At 63.7% G+C, this 17,824-nt stretch carries 20 protein-coding genes and 1 pseudogene; 9 read left to right on the forward strand and 12 right to left on the reverse strand.

Going from position 1 to position 17,824, the window contains the following annotated elements; genetic code table 11:
* The 3 genes and pseudogenes from O7A61_RS17260 to O7A61_RS17270 form a co-directional block, all read right to left on the reverse strand.
* Nucleotides 1–429, reverse strand: a 429-nt coding sequence (locus O7A61_RS17260) for a BatA domain-containing protein (protein ID WP_337130835.1), incomplete at its 3' end; no start/stop codon positions are given.
* 227 nt (nucleotides 430–656) lie between these two features.
* A pseudogene (locus O7A61_RS17265) lies at nucleotides 657–1,577 on the reverse strand (DUF58 domain-containing protein); the annotation flags it as partial.
* A gap of 265 nt (nucleotides 1,578–1,842) precedes the next feature.
* The gene (locus tag O7A61_RS17270) at nucleotides 1,843–2,847 is read right to left on the reverse strand and encodes an AAA family ATPase (protein ID WP_027143386.1); all 1,005 of its coding nucleotides are present in this window, start codon (nucleotides 2,845–2,847) and stop codon (nucleotides 1,843–1,845) included.
* Between the two features lie 157 nt (nucleotides 2,848–3,004).
* On the opposite strand from O7A61_RS17270, the gene O7A61_RS17275 reads away from it, so the two are divergent.
* The 3 genes from O7A61_RS17275 to O7A61_RS17285 are packed head-to-tail and all read left to right on the forward strand — an operon-like array spanning nucleotide 3,005 to nucleotide 5,525.
* Nucleotides 3,005–3,634 (forward strand): DUF1285 domain-containing protein, encoded by a 630-nt coding sequence (locus O7A61_RS17275; RefSeq protein ID WP_027143385.1) that lies wholly within the window; start codon nucleotides 3,005–3,007, stop codon nucleotides 3,632–3,634.
* Nucleotides 3,634–4,266, forward strand: a complete 633-nt coding sequence (locus tag O7A61_RS17280) for a CoA pyrophosphatase (protein WP_140505187.1) — start codon at nucleotides 3,634–3,636, stop codon at nucleotides 4,264–4,266. Before O7A61_RS17275 ends, O7A61_RS17280 begins: the two co-directional genes overlap by 1 nt.
* Nucleotides 4,263–5,525, forward strand: coding sequence for a CCA tRNA nucleotidyltransferase (locus O7A61_RS17285; RefSeq protein ID WP_337130836.1), 1,263 nt, complete (start codon nucleotides 4,263–4,265; stop codon nucleotides 5,523–5,525). Before O7A61_RS17280 ends, O7A61_RS17285 begins: the two co-directional genes overlap by 4 nt.
* Nucleotides 5,526–5,572: 47 nt before the next feature.
* Here the strand turns inward: O7A61_RS17285 and O7A61_RS17290 are convergent, their stop codons facing one another.
* The 5 genes from O7A61_RS17290 to hemF form a co-directional block, all read right to left on the reverse strand.
* Nucleotides 5,573–6,559, reverse strand: coding sequence for a S8 family serine peptidase (locus tag O7A61_RS17290; RefSeq protein ID WP_337130837.1), 987 nt, complete (start codon nucleotides 6,557–6,559; stop codon nucleotides 5,573–5,575).
* A gap of 87 nt (nucleotides 6,560–6,646) precedes the next feature.
* Nucleotides 6,647–7,225, reverse strand: a complete 579-nt coding sequence (locus tag O7A61_RS17295; RefSeq protein ID WP_337130838.1) for a hypothetical protein — start codon at nucleotides 7,223–7,225, stop codon at nucleotides 6,647–6,649.
* 244 nt (nucleotides 7,226–7,469) lie between these two features.
* Nucleotides 7,470–7,655, reverse strand: coding sequence for a DUF1059 domain-containing protein (locus tag O7A61_RS17300; RefSeq protein ID WP_027143380.1), 186 nt, complete (start codon nucleotides 7,653–7,655; stop codon nucleotides 7,470–7,472).
* Nucleotides 7,656–7,869: 214 nt separating this feature from the next.
* The gene (locus O7A61_RS17305) at nucleotides 7,870–8,130 is read right to left on the reverse strand and encodes a DUF1344 domain-containing protein (protein ID WP_337130839.1); all 261 of its coding nucleotides are present in this window, start codon (nucleotides 8,128–8,130) and stop codon (nucleotides 7,870–7,872) included.
* 300 nt (nucleotides 8,131–8,430) lie between these two features.
* Nucleotides 8,431–9,345 carry an oxygen-dependent coproporphyrinogen oxidase gene (gene hemF, locus O7A61_RS17310; RefSeq protein ID WP_337130840.1) on the reverse strand — a complete coding sequence of 305 codons (915 nt, stop codon included), beginning with the start codon at nucleotides 9,343–9,345 and terminating at the stop codon, nucleotides 8,431–8,433.
* Between the two features lie 169 nt (nucleotides 9,346–9,514).
* Between hemF and O7A61_RS17315 the strand changes: the two genes are divergently transcribed.
* A complete protein-coding gene (locus O7A61_RS17315; RefSeq protein ID WP_337130841.1) occupies nucleotides 9,515–9,772 on the forward strand; it encodes a hypothetical protein in 258 nt (85 codons plus the stop codon).
* A 94-nt stretch (nucleotides 9,773–9,866) separates the two neighbouring features.
* On the opposite strand, the gene soxR is transcribed toward O7A61_RS17315, so the two are convergent.
* Together soxR and O7A61_RS17325 are read right to left on the reverse strand one after the other, a co-directional pair.
* On the reverse strand, nucleotides 9,867–10,337 hold the full coding sequence (gene soxR, locus O7A61_RS17320; protein ID WP_337130842.1) for a redox-sensitive transcriptional activator SoxR: 471 nt from the start codon (nucleotides 10,335–10,337) through the stop codon (nucleotides 9,867–9,869).
* Nucleotides 10,338–10,466: 129 nt separating this feature from the next.
* Nucleotides 10,467–10,925: a tRNA (cytidine(34)-2'-O)-methyltransferase gene (locus O7A61_RS17325; RefSeq protein ID WP_337130843.1), complete on the reverse strand. Its 459-nt coding sequence runs from the start codon at nucleotides 10,923–10,925 to the stop codon at nucleotides 10,467–10,469.
* A gap of 283 nt (nucleotides 10,926–11,208) precedes the next feature.
* Between O7A61_RS17325 and O7A61_RS17330 the strand changes: the two genes are divergently transcribed.
* Genes O7A61_RS17330 through O7A61_RS17350 form a run of 5 tightly spaced genes read left to right on the forward strand, consistent with a single transcriptional unit; the run spans nucleotide 11,209 to nucleotide 16,336 of the window.
* Entirely contained in the window at nucleotides 11,209–11,730 is a 522-nt protein-coding gene (locus tag O7A61_RS17330; RefSeq protein WP_337130844.1) for a hypothetical protein, read from the forward strand.
* 28 nt (nucleotides 11,731–11,758) lie between these two features.
* Entirely contained in the window at nucleotides 11,759–13,645 is a 1,887-nt protein-coding gene (locus O7A61_RS17335; RefSeq protein ID WP_337130845.1) for an ABC transporter ATP-binding protein, read from the forward strand.
* A gap of 10 nt (nucleotides 13,646–13,655) precedes the next feature.
* Nucleotides 13,656–15,539 (forward strand): ABC transporter ATP-binding protein, encoded by a 1,884-nt coding sequence (locus O7A61_RS17340; RefSeq protein WP_337105845.1) that lies wholly within the window; start codon nucleotides 13,656–13,658, stop codon nucleotides 15,537–15,539.
* Nucleotides 15,540–15,543: 4 nt separating this feature from the next.
* A complete protein-coding gene (locus O7A61_RS17345; protein ID WP_337130846.1) occupies nucleotides 15,544–16,023 on the forward strand; it encodes a GNAT family N-acetyltransferase in 480 nt (159 codons plus the stop codon).
* A gap of 1 nt (nucleotide 16,024) precedes the next feature.
* Nucleotides 16,025–16,336 carry a DUF6665 family protein gene (locus O7A61_RS17350; protein WP_337130847.1) on the forward strand — a complete coding sequence of 104 codons (312 nt, stop codon included), beginning with the start codon at nucleotides 16,025–16,027 and terminating at the stop codon, nucleotides 16,334–16,336.
* Here the strand turns inward: O7A61_RS17350 and O7A61_RS17355 are convergent.
* Together O7A61_RS17355 and O7A61_RS17360 are read right to left on the reverse strand one after the other, a co-directional pair.
* Complete coding sequence (locus tag O7A61_RS17355) at nucleotides 16,317–17,201, reverse strand: alpha/beta fold hydrolase (protein WP_337130848.1); 885 nt, start codon at nucleotides 17,199–17,201, stop codon at nucleotides 16,317–16,319. The two genes, O7A61_RS17350 and O7A61_RS17355, sit on opposite strands and share 20 nt — an antisense overlap.
* An 83-nt stretch (nucleotides 17,202–17,284) precedes the next feature.
* Nucleotides 17,285–17,629 carry a cupin domain-containing protein gene (locus O7A61_RS17360; RefSeq protein WP_027143369.1) on the reverse strand — a complete coding sequence of 115 codons (345 nt, stop codon included), beginning with the start codon at nucleotides 17,627–17,629 and terminating at the stop codon, nucleotides 17,285–17,287.
* Between the last annotated feature and the right edge of the window lie 195 nt (nucleotides 17,630–17,824).

Raw genomic sequence — 17,824 nt, forward strand, 5'->3', positions numbered from 1 at the left:
GATCTCCGCATTGGGCTTTTCGGCGGTGAAGGCGATGATAACAGGCACGCCGTTCGAGCCGGCGTCGTTGATCAGCCGCTCGGCGGTGGCGATGCGCTTGTTCCAGTCGGCGGCGCTGGCCCAGTCATTGTCGATGACCAGCGCAAGGGCGGCGCCCTCGGCCGGCAGCTTTTCGCGCGGGTTGAACACAGGTTCGGCCAATGCCGCGACGACGAGGGCCGCCATCAGCAGCCTGAGCAGCGTCAGCCACCAAGGGCTACGCTGCGGTGTTTCCTCCCGTCTCAGCACACGGGCCAGGATCTTCAGTGGCGGGAACACCTCGGTTTGCGGCTTGGGCGGCGTCAACCTCAGCAGCCACCAGATCACCGGCAGCGCCAGCAGGCCCCACAGCACCATGGGAGCGCCGAAGGAGAGCGGCAGCCAGCTCATGCGACGGTCTTCCCAGGCTGATTGCCACCGGCGGTAATGTCAGGCTTACCGCCACCGGCGGTAATGTCAGGCTTACCGCCACCGGCGGTCATGCCGGGCTGATTGCCACCGGCGGTCATGCCGGGCTGATTTCCACCGGCGATCATGCCGGGAGTGGCGCTCGGCCCGGCATGACCGGAGGTCAGCCCGGCATGACCAGAGGTCAGCCCGGCATGACCAGAGGTCAGCCCGGCATGACCAGAGGTCAGCCCGGCATGACCGCCATCGGCGGTCATTGCCATGTGCAGGCGCACCAGCGCGTCGGAAGCCAGCCGGTCGGTGTGGTTGACGGTAAAGCTCCAGCCGAGCCGCTTGCACCAACTGGCCAGTTCCTGGCGGCGGGCGGTGTAGAGCAAGCGGTAGTCGTCGGCCAACATCTCGGCGCGGCCGGCGGTCAGCTTGTCGCCGGTCTCGGGATCGGTGAACTCGGTGCGGCCGGCATAGGGGAAAGTTTCCTCGGCCGGGTCGGCGACCTCGATCAGATGCGCGCGCACACCGTGGCGGGCGAGCACGTCGAGCCAGGCCATGGTTTCCTCGACCGGATCGAGAAAATCGCTGGCGATGACGATGTCGCAGAAGCGCCTGATGTCGGACAGATCGGGTTTTGCCGGTAGCTCGCCGGCATGCATGAGTTGGGCCGCGATGCGCTCGGCGCCGTTGCGGGCGGTGAATGGATCGGTCAGCCCCGGCCAGGCGATGCGCTCGCCGCTGCGCGACAGGAGCTCGGCCATGGCCAGTGTCAGCACCAGCGCGCGCGATTGCTTGGAAACGCCGGCACCCGTCGATTTGTAGAGCATGGACGGCGAGGGGTCGGCCCACAACCAGACCGTATGAGCGGCTTCCCACTCGCGATCCCGCACATAGGTGTGATCGTCGCGGGCCGAGCGGCGCCAGTCGATGCGCGAGGAATCGCCTTCGACATAGGGCCGGAACTGCCAGAAATTCTCGCCGATGCCGCGCTTGCGGCGGCCATGCCAGCCGGCGATCACGGTGTTGACGATACGGCGCGCCTCGACCAGCAGATCGGGGACAAGCGAAGCCCGCAACCGGCCGCGGGCGAGCGCGTCGCGCGTCGCTGCCGGAGCCTGGACCTCGCCGATACGCGCCATTAGGGTCTGGACCCGCTAATATGATCTAAATGGTGTGAGGCCATCTGTTCGGATACGCGGAGCGAAGGCGCAGGAAGCCATTCGGCTTTCAAGTCCTTCGCGACAAAGTAGGCGGGCAGATGGACCACATCCTCCGGACGCCGAAATGGCTCCAAGCTGCGTCGTCGAACCGCTTGGCCGGGGGAAAGACCCCGACCTTCGCGGTTCTCCTCGCATCTTTTTGCCATTTCAGGCGCCATTTCGATCATATTAGCGGGTCCCGACCCTAAACGCCTTTCACGAGTTTCGCCACGACGTCGCGCACGCTGGTGCCCTCGGCACGGGCGGCGAAGGTCAGCGCCATGCGATGCTGCAGCACCGGCTCGGCCAGTGCCCTGACATCGTCGACCGAGGGCGCCAGCCGTCCGTCGTAGAGCGCGCGGGCCCTGGTGCACAGCATCAGCGCCTGGCTGGCGCGCGGGCCCGGACCCCAGGCGACATGCTTGTCGGTGTCGGCATTGCCCTGGCCCGGACGCGCCGAACGCACCAGGGTGAGGATCGCCTCAACGACGCTTTCGGGCACCGGCATGCGGCGGATCAGCGTCTGGATCTCCTTCAGCCGTGCCGGCTGCAGCACGTTCTGGGCTTTCGCGTCCTCGACGCCGGTGGTTTCCAGCAGGATGCGGCGCTCGGCCTCGATTTCGGGGTAGAGGATGTCGACCTGCATCAGGAAGCGGTCGAGCTGGGCTTCGGGCAGCGGATAGGTGCCTTCCTGCTCCAGCGGGTTCTGCGTCGCCAGCACATGGAAGGGCGAGGGCAGATCGTAGCGCGCGCCGGCAATGGTGACATGATATTCCTGCATCGCCTGCAGCAGCGCCGACTGCGTGCGCGGCGAGGCGCGGTTGATCTCGTCGGCCATCAGCAGCTGGGCAAAGATCGGGCCGGAGATGAAGCGGAAGGAGCGCTTGCCGGTCTCGTCCTGCTCCATGACCTCGGAGCCGAGGATGTCGGACGGCATCAGGTCCGGCGTGAACTGGATGCGGCGTGAATCAAGCCCGAGCACGACGCCCAGCGTCTCGACCAGCTTGGTCTTGGCCAGGCCCGGCACGCCGACCAGCAGCGCATGTCCGCCGGCCAGCAGCGCCACCAGCGTGCGCTCGACGACGTTTTCCTGGCCGAAGATCACCCGGCCAACCCCGTCGCGGATCCTGGAGATGTCGGCAAGCGCCTTCTCGGCCTCGGCGATCATGTCCGTTTCGCTGATCGGACTTTCCTTGACCATCACGCTCATGCCGCATCGATCCCTTTGGTTGGAATGCCATGGTTTGGAAATACTGGTCCGCACCATACCATAGACTGCCGCGATTCGGCCTCGCGGAGCGCCTATGGTTGAACTTAAATCACAGACTTAGGCTGACAAGCGGAACAACAGTGACTATTTCGTGACGATGACGGAACACCACGAACATCGCCAACAAAGCCTTACGCAGGCCACCGAGGCTCGAGGCCTCGAGGCGCTGATCTCGCGCGCGGCCCGTGCCGGCAAGGGCGCGGCGCCGGTCGAGCGCTGGAATCCCGACTTTTGCGGCGATCTCGACATGGAGATCAAGGCCGACGGCACCTGGTTCTACCTGGGCACGCCGATCGGCCGCATGCCGTTGGTGCAGCTTTTCTCTTCCGTGCTGCGCAAGGACGCCGACGGTAGGACCTATCTGGTGACGCCGGTGGAAAAGGTCGGCATCCGCGTCGCCGATGCGCCGTTCATTGCCGTCGAGATGGATGTTTCGGGCGAAGGCGAGGATCAGGTCATCACCTTCCGCACCAATGTCGGCGACGTGGTCGAGGCCGGACCGGAGCGGCCGCTGCGCTTCGTCGACGAGAACGAGACCGGCGGCTTGAAGCCCTATCTGCTGGTGCGCGGCAGGCTGGAGGCGCTGGTGGCGCGGCCGGTCATGTACGAACTGGTCGGGCACGGCGAGGAGATCGAGATCGACGGCAGGGCGATGTTTTCGGTGCGCTCGAAGAACGCCGTGTTTCCGATCATGCCGGCGGATCAGTTGGAGCGGTTGAGCGCATGATGGACCAGGTGTCGCCGGCACCGTTCTCATCGGCGGATTTTCGCGCGCGCTTTGCCGCGCAGCCGGACGCGCATGCCGGCGACGACTATGGCGATCACCGCTTCAATCCCGGCCACCCGCGCCTCAACCCAGGCAAGCCGCTCCGCAACGCGGCGGTGCTGATCCCGGTGGTCGACCATGACGGCGAGGCGACGGTTCTCCTGACCAAACGGGCCGAGAAGCTGCGCAACCATTCCGGCCAAGTGGCTTTCCCGGGCGGCACGATCGATGCGACCGACGCGAGCCCGGAGGCGGCGGCGCTGCGCGAGACCTTCGAGGAAATCGGCCTTGCCCCGGATCGCATCGAGATCATCGGCCGCATGCCCGATTACGTCGCCGGCAGCGGCTATCGCATCGCGCCGGTGCTCGGCATCGTGCGGCCGGGTTTCCAATTGGCTTTGAACGTCGACGAGGTCGATGCCGCCTTCGAAGTGCCGCTGCGCTTCCTGATGGACACCGCCAATCACAAGCGCGACAGCCGCATGTGGAACGATCTCGAATGGTTCTTCTACGACATGCCCTATGGCGACCGGCGCATCTGGGGCGTCACCGCCGGTATCATCCGTACGCTCTATGAAAGGCTCTATGCGTGAGTGTTTCGATCGCGGGCAGGGCCGACTGGCTCTCCGACAAGCATTTGCAGCGCCTCCTAGGTGTGCTTACCGAAGGCGGTGAAGAGGCACGCATCGCCGGCGGCGCCGTGCGCAACGTGCTGATGGGCCAGCCTGTCACCGACATCGACATCGCCACCTCTTGCCTGCCGCAGGAAACCATTCGTCGCGCCGTGGCGGAAGGCTTCAAGGCGGTGCCGACCGGCATCGAGCACGGCACCATCACGGTGGTTGCCGGCGGAAAACCGTACGAAATCACCACCTTGCGCGCCGATGTGGAGACCGATGGCCGCCGCGCGAAGGTGTCGTTCGGACGCGACTGGAAGCTCGACGCCGAGCGGCGCGATTTCACCATCAACGCGCTCTACGCGGAGGCCGACGGACGGGTTGTCGACCTTGTCGGCGGCATTGCCGACATCGAGGCGCGCCGGCTGCGCTTCATCGGCGATCCGGAGGCCCGCATCCGCGAGGATTATCTGCGCATCCTGCGCTTCTTCCGTTTCTTTGCCTGGTATGGCGATGGCCGGCCGGACGCCGAGGGACTGAAGGCCTGCGCCCGGCTGAAGGAGGGCCTCGGCCAACTCTCGGCGGAACGCATCTGGTCCGAACTGAAGAAGCTCTTGTCGGCCCCCGATCCTTCGCGGGCGCTGCTCTGGATGCGGCAGGCCGGTGTCCTGACCGCCGCGCTGTCGGAAAGCGAGAAATGGGGCATCGACGCGATCCACGGGTTGACCAAGGCCGAGAAGGACCTGAGCTGGGCGGTGGATCCGATGCTGCGGCTGGAGGCAATCGTGCCGCCGGATGCGGCGCGCATGAAGACGCTGGCCGTGAGGCTCAGGTTCTCGACCGCCGAAGCCGACCGCATGCTCCACTGGGCGCTCTCCACGGCCATCGAGCCGAAGACGACCGAGGGCGAACTGGCGAAAAAACTCTATCGCGGCGACCGGCAAGGGTTTGTCGACCGCCTGCGGCTTGCGCTTGCCGCGGCGCGGGTGCGCGCTGTCGAGAACAATAATGCATTGCTTCAAGCGGGCGGCTTTTCGCGCCTGCTTGCCTTTGCGCTCAAATGGGAAAGGCCCGAATTTCCGCTGCGTGGGGCCGATCTGACCGCGCTCGGCGCAACGCCAGGGCCGAAGCTCGGCGAAATCCTGAAAAACATCGAGGCGGAATGGATCGAAGCGGGATTTGCGCCTGATCGCGCCGCGCTGCTCGAACGCGCCGCGCAGGCCCTTGAAACGTAGCCAGAACCGCTGGGTCTCTGCCGGTGCCACCCTGCGGTTCCGTGCCGCTACCTGATCGACAGCGGAGCGAGGGCACGCGAAAGGCTTGCCTCGCCCTTGCCGTAGACGGAGGCGCTATAGTTGGCCAGCGTGTCGGTACGGGCCGTGTTCAGCAACTGGTTGGTGATCTGGGTCGGCGTTGCCTTGGTGAACTTGCTGCCCACGATGGCAGCGTAGCCGGCAACGATCGGCGCGGCGAAAGAGGTGCCGTAAAGGCCGGTCTTGTCCCCGGTGACACCCACGACCAGGAAATGGCTCTGCACAGCCTCGTTGGAGCCGGCGATGTTGGAGTACCAGGCCATGCTGGCCTTGTTCGACATCGTGCCGTTGCTGTTGAGCGCGCCGACGAAAATCGCGGATGCCTTTCCGACCAGGGCGAGGTCGAGATAATCCTGCTGGCCGCTGGTGACGCCGCCCACGGCAACCGCGTCGTTGCCCGCGGCCTTCGAAACCACGGCCGTTCCCTTGGTGGCATAGGAGATGATGGAGGCTTCCTCGGCGCTCCATCCGATCTGGCTGGGGCTGTAACCCGCATTGGTGTACATGCCATAGCTCAGATTGAGCACGTTCAGGCCCGGCGACAGCGCGACCGATGAGCTGGTGGAAAAGTCTTTCGACCTTATGGTTGCCAAGGGCGCAACCATGCTGGCTTCTTCGCGGGTCCATTCGCCGTGGCGCTGGGTCTGCGTGCCGATGCCGAAATTGCCGCTGAACTTCGATGTGCTGGAGAAATCGTCGACGATCGTGATGGTGACGCCTTGGCCCTTGTAACCGGCACGCCATGCGGCTCCGACATCCGGGTTCATCCAGCCCTGCAAAATCTGCGATGTAGCCGCCGGCAAGGTTGCGCTCAGGCATATGGAAGCGTTCGACTGACCGCCCCGGCAGAGCGTGGATAGCGGATCCGGACCGCCAGCTTCTTGAGCCGCCGCCATGGAGGCCGGCAGAAGGGCGAGGGCCGTGGCGACACCGAACTTCCAACGCGCTTTTGACATGATCTTACCCCGGTTCAAACGGAAGCTAGGACGGACTACCGCGAATCTCCGGCGGCTATGCCACATCTCGTGCCCGGCCCCTCGCGATCAGAAAGTAACACGGTAATTCAGCCAGAGATGCTGGCTCTCCGGTTTAGCGTTAACCAGATATTTCAAGGTTTCCTCGGGCGCCATCTCGCCGGCGGCGAGCCGGCAATTGACGCTGTAGGTGCCCAGATCGCCATAATCGGCCTGGCAGGGCTTTTCGGTGAGCTTACCGCCGAAGGTCGTGGTGAACGACAGGGACAGTATGCTGTTCGCACTCGGATGCAGCTGTGTGAGGAAACCAACCTTGAGGCTGGGCTCGATCCGATACTTCTCGCCTTGTTCCCCGGTGCCAAACCCCCAAAGAATACCGGTGTCCTGCGTGATCTGCGTCATCAGGTCCACATGCATGTCGACCCAGTTTGTCTGGTACCACTGATTGAACGATATCCGGCTTCCGGTCTGCAACTCATACCCGCCGTCACCCAGGCCTCTCGCCTTGTCGCTGAGCGGCGAGCCCTGGTGGATGTCGATGAGCGATGTCGCCCATTCCTGGGCAACCGCTGGTGGCGTGCCGAGGAGCGCCCACGGCAGGAGCGCCGTTGCGCACAAACTCGCACGATTGCCGAACTTTTCGCGCATCCGCGAAACACCTCGCCCCACCGATTCCGGACCAGTGCCTGACGGCGACGGGCTTCTCTGGCAGCCCCTGTAGTCTGGATATCAGTCTGACGATCGCACGGGTTCGGTTACCGCGTGGTTTATTTTAGCTGGAGCAAATATGATTTTTGGAGGCGCAGTCCATGCGTCGAAAGAAACCGATGCGACGCGCGTTACCCGAGCGCCACCGCGGTTCCTTTGCTAATACCGACAGCCCCGCCGCGCCCTACGCCGCGTCGCGGGCCTTCTCAATTCGGGAGCGGATAGCCTCGATCATCGTCTCGCGGATGATCGTCTCGCCATGCGTTTCGCGCATATGCTCGACGGCACGGCGCATGACCTCGGCCTCCTCGTCGGCACGGGTATGCCAGTCGCAGCCGGGAACCAGCGATCCGCAGTGGAACTGCTTCATGGGATTTCTCCTCTTCCTCCATGGAGCCGGATCGACTGCCCTGCAGGGACAGGCCGGAGCTCCGCATCTTCTTGGCCCGCTGTGCGGCCTCGGAACCGGACCACGGGCAGGGTGAAGACCATAACACAGATGGGGTGGCTTTGGTTGCGGTCAACGGTGAAAAGGCGGAGCAGCGCTGCTCCGCCCTCTTTACGCTAGCCCTGCGGGCAGGCCATCACTTCACGATCTTGACTGCCTCGGCAACCTTGTTCTTGCCGCTCATGTCCCACGAAATTCTGACCTTCTCGCCGACCTTCAGGCCAGGATCCTTGAAAGTCTCGGGAAGCGTAAAAGACGATCCATTGTCGAGAACCAGGCTCTTGGACGCCGTATCGAAGGTCTTGACCGTTCCGGTGGTATGCTTGACGGCGGCGAACGCCACCGAACCGGAAGCAAGAAGGGCGGCCGCGGCGGCGGAAACAATGATCTTTCTCATGCTGATACTCCTGGAAGAGCGGGCATCCTTTTTCACGAAGATGATCCGCATCGTCTTTGGGCCGTCCGGTCGCGTCGAGTCGCGGCCCGCCTTGTTCCGACGCAATTCCGAAGGGAAAGCGGTTGCATTTCCTGGAATTGTCCTCAGGCAAACCACCGGCGCTTCCCGACCCAAATGCGACAAATAACCCAATTTTTTCAGATGGATATTAGACGAAAAAGATATCCCTGGCGTCACATTCCGCGCCCATTTTCGACAAATGGGACATCAATGCGGCTTCACGTCGCGCTCACCATCTTGTTACGGCCAGCGCACCTCCGGCGGCAGGCTGGACAAGATCGAGGCGACATTGCCGCCGGTCTTCAGCCCGAAGATGGTGCCACGATCGTGAAGAAGGTTGAATTCGACATAGCGGCCGCGGCGGATGAGCTGTTCGTCGCGGTCGCCATCGGTCCAGTTCTCGTTGAAGTTGGCGCGCACCAAATGGCCGTAGACGACGAGGAACGAACGTCCGACATCCTGGACGAAATTGAAATCGGCGTTCCAGCCGCCCTTCTCCTCCGCCGAATGCAGCCAGTCGAAGAAGATGCCGCCAGTGCCGCGCGGCTCGTTGCGGTGCGGCAGGAAGAAGTACTCGTCGCACCAGCCCTTGAATTTCGGATAGTCGGCGACGCCGGCGTTCTTCTCGCAAGCGAACTGCATGGCACGGTGGAAGGCTGTCGTGTCGGGATCGTCCTGCGTGCGGCGGCGGTCGAGCACCGGCGTCAGGTCGGCGCCGCCGCCGAACCAATGCCTGGATGTGACGACCATGCGCGTGTTCATGTGCACGGCCGGAACGTTCGGGTTCCACGGGTGCGCGATCAGCGAAATGCCCGATGCCCAGAAACGCGGGTCTTCCTCGGCGCCAGGCATCTGCTTCCTGAATTCGGGCGAGAACTCGCCATAAACGGTCGAAGTGTGGACGCCGACCTTCTCGAAGACACGGCCATGCATCATCGACATGGTGCCGCCGCCGCCCGTGCCTTGATCGCGCTCCCACGGCGTTTTTTCAAAGCGGCCCGGCGACCACGAAGCCAGCGGCCCGCCGAGATCCTGCTCGATCTGCTCGAAGGTGGCGCAGATGCGCTCGCGTAGCGCCTCGAACCAAAGCCGGGCCTTCATCTTCTTCTCTTCGATGTCGGCGGGCAGCCCCGCCGGTATTTCAGGTCGTTCCAAGTGCCGTCTCCGGTTTGCGGGGCGGTGAGTCGACAAAAGACTCGTCTTTTCCGGGCGCGATCCCTAATCTCTTAAGGGACAGGGTCAAGTCACTTTGGTTTCGCGCATGATCCTTTCCGAACCTCGATTCCGATTTCGGGGTCATGCGCCAGGTGCAAGGAGTTGTTTCGTGCGCGCCCCGGCAAGACCGCCGCTGGATGGACTGAAGAAAAGGCTCGACCAAAGCCGGGCCGAGCGCGCGCGCATGCCGCGCGACGGTTTCCTGCGCGAGACCTTCGTCCTGCCGCGCTCGGATGCCCGCCTCAAGGCCAAAGAATGGTTCGAACGCTTCCCCAAGCAGGCCTACTGGACCGAGATCGAAAGCTGGTTCGAGCGCCCGGGGGATTTGATCGAGTTTACGATCAGGCGCTTGCCGGCGGCGGATTAGGATTTCCTCGCCCCGTTTGCGGGGAGAGGATGCCGGTAGGCAGGTGAGGGGCGGCGCGAACCTTCGAGTGCTGGCGCTGCCCCTCATCCGCCTTTCAGGCACCTTCTCCCCGTGCACGGGAAGAAGGAAGAACCAGCCGCCGCGCGCCAGTTCCCTCCCGGGCCAGACGATCCTCCTTGTTGCGCAGCGGACATTTGTCGATCGACATGCAGCCGCAGCCGATGCAGTCGGTCAGCCCGTCGCGCAGTTTCTTCAACTGGGCGATCTTGTGATCGAGCCCGTCGCGCCAGGCTGTCGACAAAAGGTTCCAGTCGTCGCGTGTCGGCGTCCGGCCCTCGGGCAGGGATGCCAACGCATCACCGATCTCGGCCAGCGAGATGCCGACCTCCTGCGCCACCTTGATGATCGCCACCCGCCGCAGCACGTCGCGGCCGTAGCGGCGCTGGTTGCCTGACGTGCGGTGGCTGCGGATCAGCCCGCGGGCTTCATAGAAATGCAGCGCCGACACCGCCACACCGCTGCGCGCAGCCACCTGGCCGACCGTCAATTCCAACACTGGTGCCATCTCGCAATTTTCCGCTTGACCTCAAGTTAAGTTGAGCTTGTAGCCAAGAAAGCCTGGATGTGCAAACGAAGGAGAAGGCGGATGTGCGCCTGGGCAAAAATCGCTGCGGACCGCGCTGCCGCCGGTCCCTTAGCCGAGCTGCCGGATGGCTTCGCCCGCCACCATGGCCACGGAAAGGGCGACGTTGAGGCTGCGCGCGGTGGGCCGCATCGGGATGGTCAGCCGAACATCCGCCGCCTGATGGACTGGATCCGGCACGCCCGCGGATTCGCGGCCAAACAGGAGGATGTCGCGGTCGGTGAAGCTGAAGTCGGTGTAGGGGGTCGCAGCCTTGGTCGACAGCAGCACCAGCCGATCCGCGCGCGCCTTGCGCCACTCCTCGAAGGCGTGCCAGTCGACATGCCGGGTCAGGGCAGCCGTTTCGAGGTAGTCCATGCCGGCGCGCTTGAGCGCTTTGTCGGAGAGCGGAAAGCCAGCCGGCTCGATGATGTCGACGCCAAGCCCGAGACACGCGGCGAAGCGCAGGATTGTCCCGGTATTGCCGGCGATGTCAGGCTGGTAGAGCGCGATGCGGAGACCACGGTTCACTTTCGCGTCCTTCTAATAAGTGGCAGATCGGCCACAGCTGCTTCGCGGTTTTGTAAATTCCTGGACCTGCGGGTGGCCATTTTCTGCGAAGTCGAGTATACGACCAGCATTGTCAACCCGAACCGATGGAGGGGTAATTCATGATGGCCATGTACATCCAGCGCCCCACCCGTGGGCTTACTTGCGCCCTGGCGGTTTCGGTACGACGTTTCTCCTGATCTTTTAGACACTTCCGCACCGATTTCCGCCGAAACCATACCCTGGTCTTCGAAGGAATCCTGCGATGTTTTTCAAGCTGCCGAAGGGGCCGATGGCCCCGTCCCAACGCGTCCCGACTGATCCGCCGCCGATCCCGCGGCACGATGTCGATCATCCTTTTCATCTCTATTTTCACACGGAGGACGGACCGATGTTCGATCCCTACAGAATACCGGGCTCGAGGAGCCTGCATGTCCACCGGCTGCCGACCTGGGCGCTGCTGATCGGCGAGACCTATTCGTCGGCGGTTCATGCCGAAGTGCGCCGGCGTCCGCATCGCGGCATGCTGCCGGATGTCGATTTCTCGCACGCGGTTCCCGACCCGAGCCGGCCGTCGCTGGTGCGCCGGATCGTCCGGCTGATCCGGCCGGGCGCGAAAAACCGGACTGGTGGCACCGTGTCGTCAGGATCGACAAAGGTGCCTGTCGGCGAAAAGCCGGCGAACCCCTATATAGCGCGAAGCAGGGCCGACGCTCCGGATGATTCCGGAGCGTCGACCCTCGATGCCATGCGGTCCGAGGACTTTGTACGTCGCCAAGCCGCGTAAGCGGAAAACAGATTTTACAGGCATGCCTATGTTGTTGTTTAGCTGGTTTGAAAGAAGGCTCGATCCGTTCCCGGCCGCGGAACCGGTCGAGCCGCCCAAGACGCTGGTTGCCTTCTGCCTGCATTATACGCGCGGGGCATGGCCCTATATCCTTGTCGATGCGGTGCTGGTGGCGGCCATCGCCATCGCGGAAGTGTGGATGTTCGGCTTCCTCGGCCGCATCGTCGACTGGCTGTCGGGGCAGAACCGCGAGACTTTCCTGCAGACGGAGGGCTGGAAGCTCGCCGGCATGGCCTTCGTCGTCTTGTTTGCGCTGCCCGGCACGGTTTGGCTGCATTCGCTGCTCAACCAGCAGACGCTGATGGGCAACTATCCCATGCGCATCCGTTGGCAGGTGCATCGCTACCTGCTCAAGCAATCGATGAGCTTCTATCAGGACGAATTCGCCGGCCGCATCGCCACCAAGCTGATGCAGACCGCGCTCGCCGTGCGCGAATGCGTCATCAAGGTGATCGACGTCCTCAATTACGTCATCGTCTATTTCCTCGGCATGCTGTTGATCGTCGGTTCGGCCGACTGGCGGCTGGCGGCGCCGCTCGGCGTCTGGCTGGTCGGCTACATCCTGTTGCTGCGCTTTTTCATCCCGCGCCTGGGCAAGGTCGGCGAGGAGCAGGCCAATGCGCGCTCAACCATGACCGGCCGCGTCGTCGACAGCTACACCAACATCCAGACGGTCAAGCTGTTTTCCCATTCGCGCCGCGAGGCCGCCTTCGCCAGGGAAGGCATGATGGGCTTCCTCGACACGGTCTACCGGTCGATGCGGCTGGTGACGGTGCTGTTCGGCTCGCTCTACATACTGAACGCGCTGCTGCTGTTCTCGGTCACCGCGATCTCGCTGTGGCTGTGGATGGGGCAAGCGGTGACGATCGGCGCGGTTGCAGTGGTCATCGGCCTGGTGCTCCGGATGTGGGGCATGTCGCAGTGGATCATGTGGGAAATGTCGGGCCTGTTCGAGAATATCGGCACGGTGCAGGACGGCATCGCCTCCATCTCGCTGCCGCGCCTCGTCGAAGACAGGCCGGATGCCAAGGAGATCAGCGTTTCCAAAGGCGATATCCGCTTCGAGGACATCCGCTTCCACTACGGCAAGCAGAAGGGCGTCATCGAAAACCTGTCGCTGACGGTGAAGCCGGGCGAAAAGGTCGGCATTGTCGGACGCTCGGGTGCCGGCAAGTCGACGCTGGTCAATCTCCTCTTGCGCTTCTACGATTTGGAGTCCGGCCGGATCCTGATCGACGGCCAGGAGATCGCCGGCGTGAAGCAGGATTCGCTGCGCGCCCAGATCGGCATGGTCACGCAGGATACCTCGCTGCTGCATCGTTCGGTGCGCGAGAACATCCTTTATGGCCGGCCCGATGCCAGCGACGACATGCTTGTCGAGGCGGCGCGGCGGGCAGAGGCGCTGGATTTCATATCGGCGCTTTCGGACCATAGCGGCCGCCAGGGCTTCGATGCCTATGTCGGCGACCGTGGCGTCAAACTGTCCGGTGGCCAGCGGCAACGCATCGCCATTGCTCGCGTTATGTTGAAGGACGCGCCCATCCTTATCCTTGACGAGGCGACGTCGGCGCTCGATTCCGAGGCGGAAGCGGCCATCCAGGAGAATCTCTACAAGCTTATGCAGGGCAAGACCGTCATCGCCATCGCGCACCGGCTGTCGACCATCGCGGCGATGGACAGGCTCGTCGTGATGGACCAGGGCCGCGTCATCGAGGAGGGTTCGCACGAGGAACTGGTCGCCAGGGGCGGGCTCTACGCGCAGCTCTGGCAGCGCCAGTCGGGTGGATTCCTGCTCGAAGACGGCCCGGTCGACGCCGCCAACGACGCAGTTGTAAAGGGGCAAGCCGCAGAATGATGGCCGCCGCATGATGACAGCCGTCTACCGCTGGTTCGAGACCTGGGTCTACCCGTTCAGGGAGCCGGCGAATCTTCGGCCGCCGGCCAGCGTCGCCGGCTTCCTCCGACACTATGTCGGGCAGGCGAAGTTCGCCTTCTTCGCCATGCTGGTCATCGGCGGCATCGCGCCGCTGGTCGAGGCCGGCCTGTTCTATTTCGTCGGACGGCTGGTCGATATTCTCGACCAGTTGCCCGGCGAGCGGAGCTGGCACGCGCTGTGGACCGCCGCCGGCCCCGAACTTATGTTCATGGTCGCGGTGGTGCTGGTCATCCGCACCGTGGTCGTTGGGCTGTCGGCGCTGGTCGACGAACAGACGATCACGCCCGGCTTCTACAATCTGGTGCGCTGGCAGGCGCACCGGCACGTCTCGCGCCAGTCCTATGCCTTCTTCCAGAACGATTTCGCCGGCCGGATCGCGACGAAAGTCTGGCAGGCCGGGCAGGCGACCGGCGACCTGATGGAAAGCTTCATCGAGGTCGTCTGGTTCATGATCGTCTATACGGTGACGACGCTGGCGCTGGTCGCGGGGCTCGACCTCAGGCTCGCGGTGCTGGTGATGATCTGGATCACCGCCTTCGGATTTCTGGCCAAGCTCTATCTGCCGGCTATCCGCAAGCACGCCGAAGCGACGGCCGAGGCGGGCTCGATGATCAATGGCCGCATCGTCGATTCCTATTCCAATGTACAGACACTGAAACTGTTCGCGGCCGACGGAGACGACCGCTACATCAGGAACGGCTTCGACATCTATCTCGACGCATTGCGTCCCTTCACCCGCCGGTTGACCGGCGTGCGCATGGCGTTGACGACGCTGTCGGGCATCATGATCACGGCGATCGGCTGCTTTGCCGTCTATCTCTGGGTCGAGGGCTCGATCACCGTCGGCGCCGTCGCCTTCACGCTGTCGCTGGTGCTGCGCCTCAACATGCTGCTCGGACGGCTGATGATGCAGATGAACGGTATCTTGCGAAACCTTGGCGTGCTGGAGAACTCCAAGGCGCTGATCTCGCAGCCGCTCGGCCTGACCGACGCACCGGGCGCGAAAGAGCTGGTGGTGACGGGCGGACGCATCGACGTGAAGAATGTCGAATTCCACTACGGCAAGGGGTTTGGCGTGCTGAACGGCATCGACCTTGTCGTCAAGCCGGGCGAGAAGGTCGGGCTGGTCGGGCCATCGGGCGCCGGCAAGACGACGCTGGCCAACCTGATCCTGCGCCTCTACGATCTCGAAAGCGGCCGGATCACCATCGACGGCCAGGACGTCTCCGGTGTGACGCAGAATTCGCTGCGCGCCAATATCGGCGTCGTCAGCCAGGACACCGCTCTGTTCCATCGGTCGCTGCGCGACAACATCAAGCTCGGCATGCCCGATGCGACCGACGCGCAGGTGATCGCGGCGGCCAGGAAGGCCGAGGCCCATGAATTCATCTTGACCTTGCGCGACAACAGGGATCGCCAGGGCTACGAGGCCTTCGTCGGCGAGCGCGGCGTCAAACTGTCGGGCGGCCAGCGCCAGCGCGTGGCGATCGCCCGCGTCTTCCTCAAGGATGCGCCGATCCTGATTCTCGACGAGGCGACGTCGGCGCTCGATTCCGACATCGAGGCGGCGATCCAGGAGAATCTGACGCGGCTGATGGAGAACAAGACCGTTATCGCCATCGCGCACCGGCTGTCGACGATCGCGGCACTGGATCGCCTTGTGGTACTCGATGGCGGCCGCATCGTCGAGCAAGGCACGCATGACGAACTGGTGGCGCTCGACGGGCTCTATGCCCGGCTGTGGAAGCGCCAGTCCGGCGGCTTCCTCTATCACGAGGAAAGCGTGCTGGAAGAGACGCGGCCGGCGGAGTAGGCGCATGGTTGGATCGCCAGAGTTCGGCCCAGAGGTCGGCTATGTCCTCAAGCGTTTGCGACCAACCGTGGCGGCCTTCGACGCGTTGAAGGAAGAGAGCCGGCTGGAAGGCTATTGGATGCTGGTGCGCCTGGGCGATGGCTGGGCAAGCGGCCGCAACAAGTTCCTGAAGCGGGGCGAGGGACTGTTCGGGATGTGGCATGGCCGGGAACTCGCCGGCGTGTGCGGGCTGAACATCGATCCCTATTTCGAGGGCAGGGACCAGGGCCGGGTCCGGCACCTGTTCGTCAGTGCGCGTCACCGCCGCAACGGCCTTGGCCGCATGCTGGTCGAGGCCGTGATCGGCCGGGTCGGCCAATATTTCGCTGTGTTGAACACCCGTGCGCCGCCGGAAGCCTTCGGCTTTTATGAACGGCTTGGTTTTCAGCACGTGGAAGGCGAAGAGTTCGTCACCCATCGCATGATGCTCGGGAAGGGGAACTGAAATGTCCTTGCGTCCGCCATCTCATCTTGCCGCCGCGCCGGCCGCCGAAGCGGCCTTCGATGCCCTTGGCCATGAAATCCTCGCCGAGAAGGCGGCGGCACTCGGTCGCGCGGGGCAGCGCGTGGAAGAAACCTTGGCCCGGCTGCGCGACAATGGCGACGACGAGTTGCGCCCTCGTCTGCTCAAGGAGGCGGCCGCCGCGGTGCATGGCTATTTCATCCAGCGCGAACTGTGCGGCTTTCGCAAGCATGACGCCGTGATCCGCGAATACAACATCCCGAAAGCCGTGCTGGTCAGGCTTGGCGCCATGTAGAGTTGGAGCTTGCCGCGCTGGTTTCCCTGTGGAAGCGCGCCAGGCGGGCGGCAAGCGCTTCGGGATTTTCATCGGCAACGAAGTGTCCGCTGCCGGCTATGATGTCGCCCTCGACATTTGAGAGCCCGGCTGCGCGCAGGCCATCGACATAGTCGCCGATGGCGCCGGACTCGGCCGCACTCCTCAGATACAGAACCGGAACCGCAATCGGTTTCGCGGGCCGCGCGGCATTGACCTTGGCATCCTCCGGAAAGGCACGATACCAGTCGAACCCCGCCTGGAGGCTTTCCGGCCGAGAATAGGCCTTGGCGTAGATTTCCCTGGCCTCGTCAGGAATCGAGGCTCGATCCTTCGAAAGCACATTGAAGAAGAAGTCGAAATAGGCGCTCTGATGGCCGCTGACCAGCGTTTCCGGCAAGGCCGGGACGGCATGGAACGCGAAGTGCCAGATCCGCGGATCGCGAATGACCTTCTCCCACGGCGCGACGCCTGGAATGACGACATCCATGATCGCCGCGCCGGAAAGGATGTCCGGATGGTCTCTCAACAAGGCAAACACGATCTGGCCGCCGACATCATGGCCGGCGGCCACGAGTTGGCGTAGTCCGCAAGTCTCTGCGACGCCTCTCATCAGTCTCGCCAGGGTTCTCTTGTCGCCAGCCCCGGGCAGGCCTTGCGAGCCGCCGATGCAGGGCAGGTCAGGGGCGACGACCCGGTAGTCGGCCGCCAACCGGCCGATCACCCGCTCGAAGGCGTAGGAGCTTTGCGGCCATCCGTGCAACAGGAGGAAAGCCGGTGCTCCGGCAGGGCCTGCCTCGCGCAGGGCAATGCTCAGGCCTTCGATTTCGATGGTCGAGGTTGGCATGTCCTGGCCCTGGCGGCTTTCCGGTTGGCTCCCATGCCGTAGATCTAGGCGCCGACCGGGAAGCCGCCAGGGTTATGCAGGAATTACTCCAGCCATTCGGTTATGAAGCTGCCGTTCTCGTGGATGTCGGTCGTTTCCAGCGGACCCGGGCCGAGATTGGTGAATTTGTGCGGCGTGTGCGGCGGCACGATGACGATCTGACCGGCGGTGGCCTCGATTTCCTGGTCGCCGACCGTGAACAAGGCGGTACCCTGGCGGATGATGAAGATCTCCGCATAAGGATGAGCGTGCAGCCGCGGGCCGCCGCCGACGTCGGGCAGGTAGTTGAAGATCAGGCAGGAGTTCGAGCCGTAGGCGCCGCATTGCAGTTCGCCCTTCCAGTGGTTGGAACGAACAGCCCATTCCTCGCGATCGATGACATGCGCCATGCGGCCAAGGATAGATCACGCCGATGCTCCGTGTCGAGGCGAAGCCAGGCATCGGATTTGCGGTTGTTTCCCGGTTGTTTAGCCGCCTTTCGCGGCGCCTGGCCGTCCCGCCCGGCGACAGGGTATTTCGTCCCCGCGACAATCTGCCCTTGTGCCTTCACCCGTCTGGACAAAAACGGGCTTCACGCATAAACC

Origin of the sequence: Mesorhizobium sp. Cs1321R2N1 (assembly GCF_037179725.1) — a bacterium.
Taxonomy (GTDB): Bacteria; Pseudomonadota; Alphaproteobacteria; order Rhizobiales; family Rhizobiaceae; genus Mesorhizobium; species Mesorhizobium salmacidum.

Bases quoted from the DNA above. Each gene is read 5' to 3' on its own strand.
- O7A61_RS17330 (WP_337130844.1), top strand. From the start codon at position 11,209: ATGTTTTTCAAGCTGCCGAAGGGGCCGATGGCCCCGTCCCAACGCGTC.
- O7A61_RS17340 (WP_337105845.1), top strand. From the start codon at position 13,656: ATGATGACAGCCGTCTACCGCTGGTTCGAGACCTGGGTCTACCCGTTC.
- O7A61_RS17345 (WP_337130846.1), top strand. From the start codon at position 15,544: ATGGTTGGATCGCCAGAGTTCGGCCCAGAGGTCGGCTATGTCCTCAAG.
- O7A61_RS17300 (WP_027143380.1), bottom strand. From the start codon at position 7,655: ATGAAGCAGTTCCACTGCGGATCGCTGGTTCCCGGCTGCGACTGGCAT.
- O7A61_RS17360 (WP_027143369.1), bottom strand. From the start codon at position 17,629: ATGGCGCATGTCATCGATCGCGAGGAATGGGCTGTTCGTTCCAACCAC.
- O7A61_RS17280 (WP_140505187.1), top strand. From the start codon at position 3,634: ATGGACCAGGTGTCGCCGGCACCGTTCTCATCGGCGGATTTTCGCGCG.
- O7A61_RS17295 (WP_337130838.1), bottom strand. From the start codon at position 7,225: ATGCGCGAAAAGTTCGGCAATCGTGCGAGTTTGTGCGCAACGGCGCTC.
- O7A61_RS17355 (WP_337130848.1), bottom strand. From the start codon at position 17,201: ATGCCAACCTCGACCATCGAAATCGAAGGCCTGAGCATTGCCCTGCGC.
- O7A61_RS17290 (WP_337130837.1), bottom strand. From the start codon at position 6,559: ATGTCAAAAGCGCGTTGGAAGTTCGGTGTCGCCACGGCCCTCGCCCTT.
- O7A61_RS17335 (WP_337130845.1), top strand. From the start codon at position 11,759: ATGTTGTTGTTTAGCTGGTTTGAAAGAAGGCTCGATCCGTTCCCGGCC.
- O7A61_RS17305 (WP_337130839.1), bottom strand. From the start codon at position 8,130: ATGAGAAAGATCATTGTTTCCGCCGCCGCGGCCGCCCTTCTTGCTTCC.
- O7A61_RS17350 (WP_337130847.1), top strand. From the start codon at position 16,025: ATGTCCTTGCGTCCGCCATCTCATCTTGCCGCCGCGCCGGCCGCCGAA.
- O7A61_RS17270 (WP_027143386.1), bottom strand. From the start codon at position 2,847: ATGAGCGTGATGGTCAAGGAAAGTCCGATCAGCGAAACGGACATGATC.
- soxR (WP_337130842.1), bottom strand. From the start codon at position 10,337: ATGGCACCAGTGTTGGAATTGACGGTCGGCCAGGTGGCTGCGCGCAGC.
- O7A61_RS17275 (WP_027143385.1), top strand. From the start codon at position 3,005: ATGACGGAACACCACGAACATCGCCAACAAAGCCTTACGCAGGCCACC.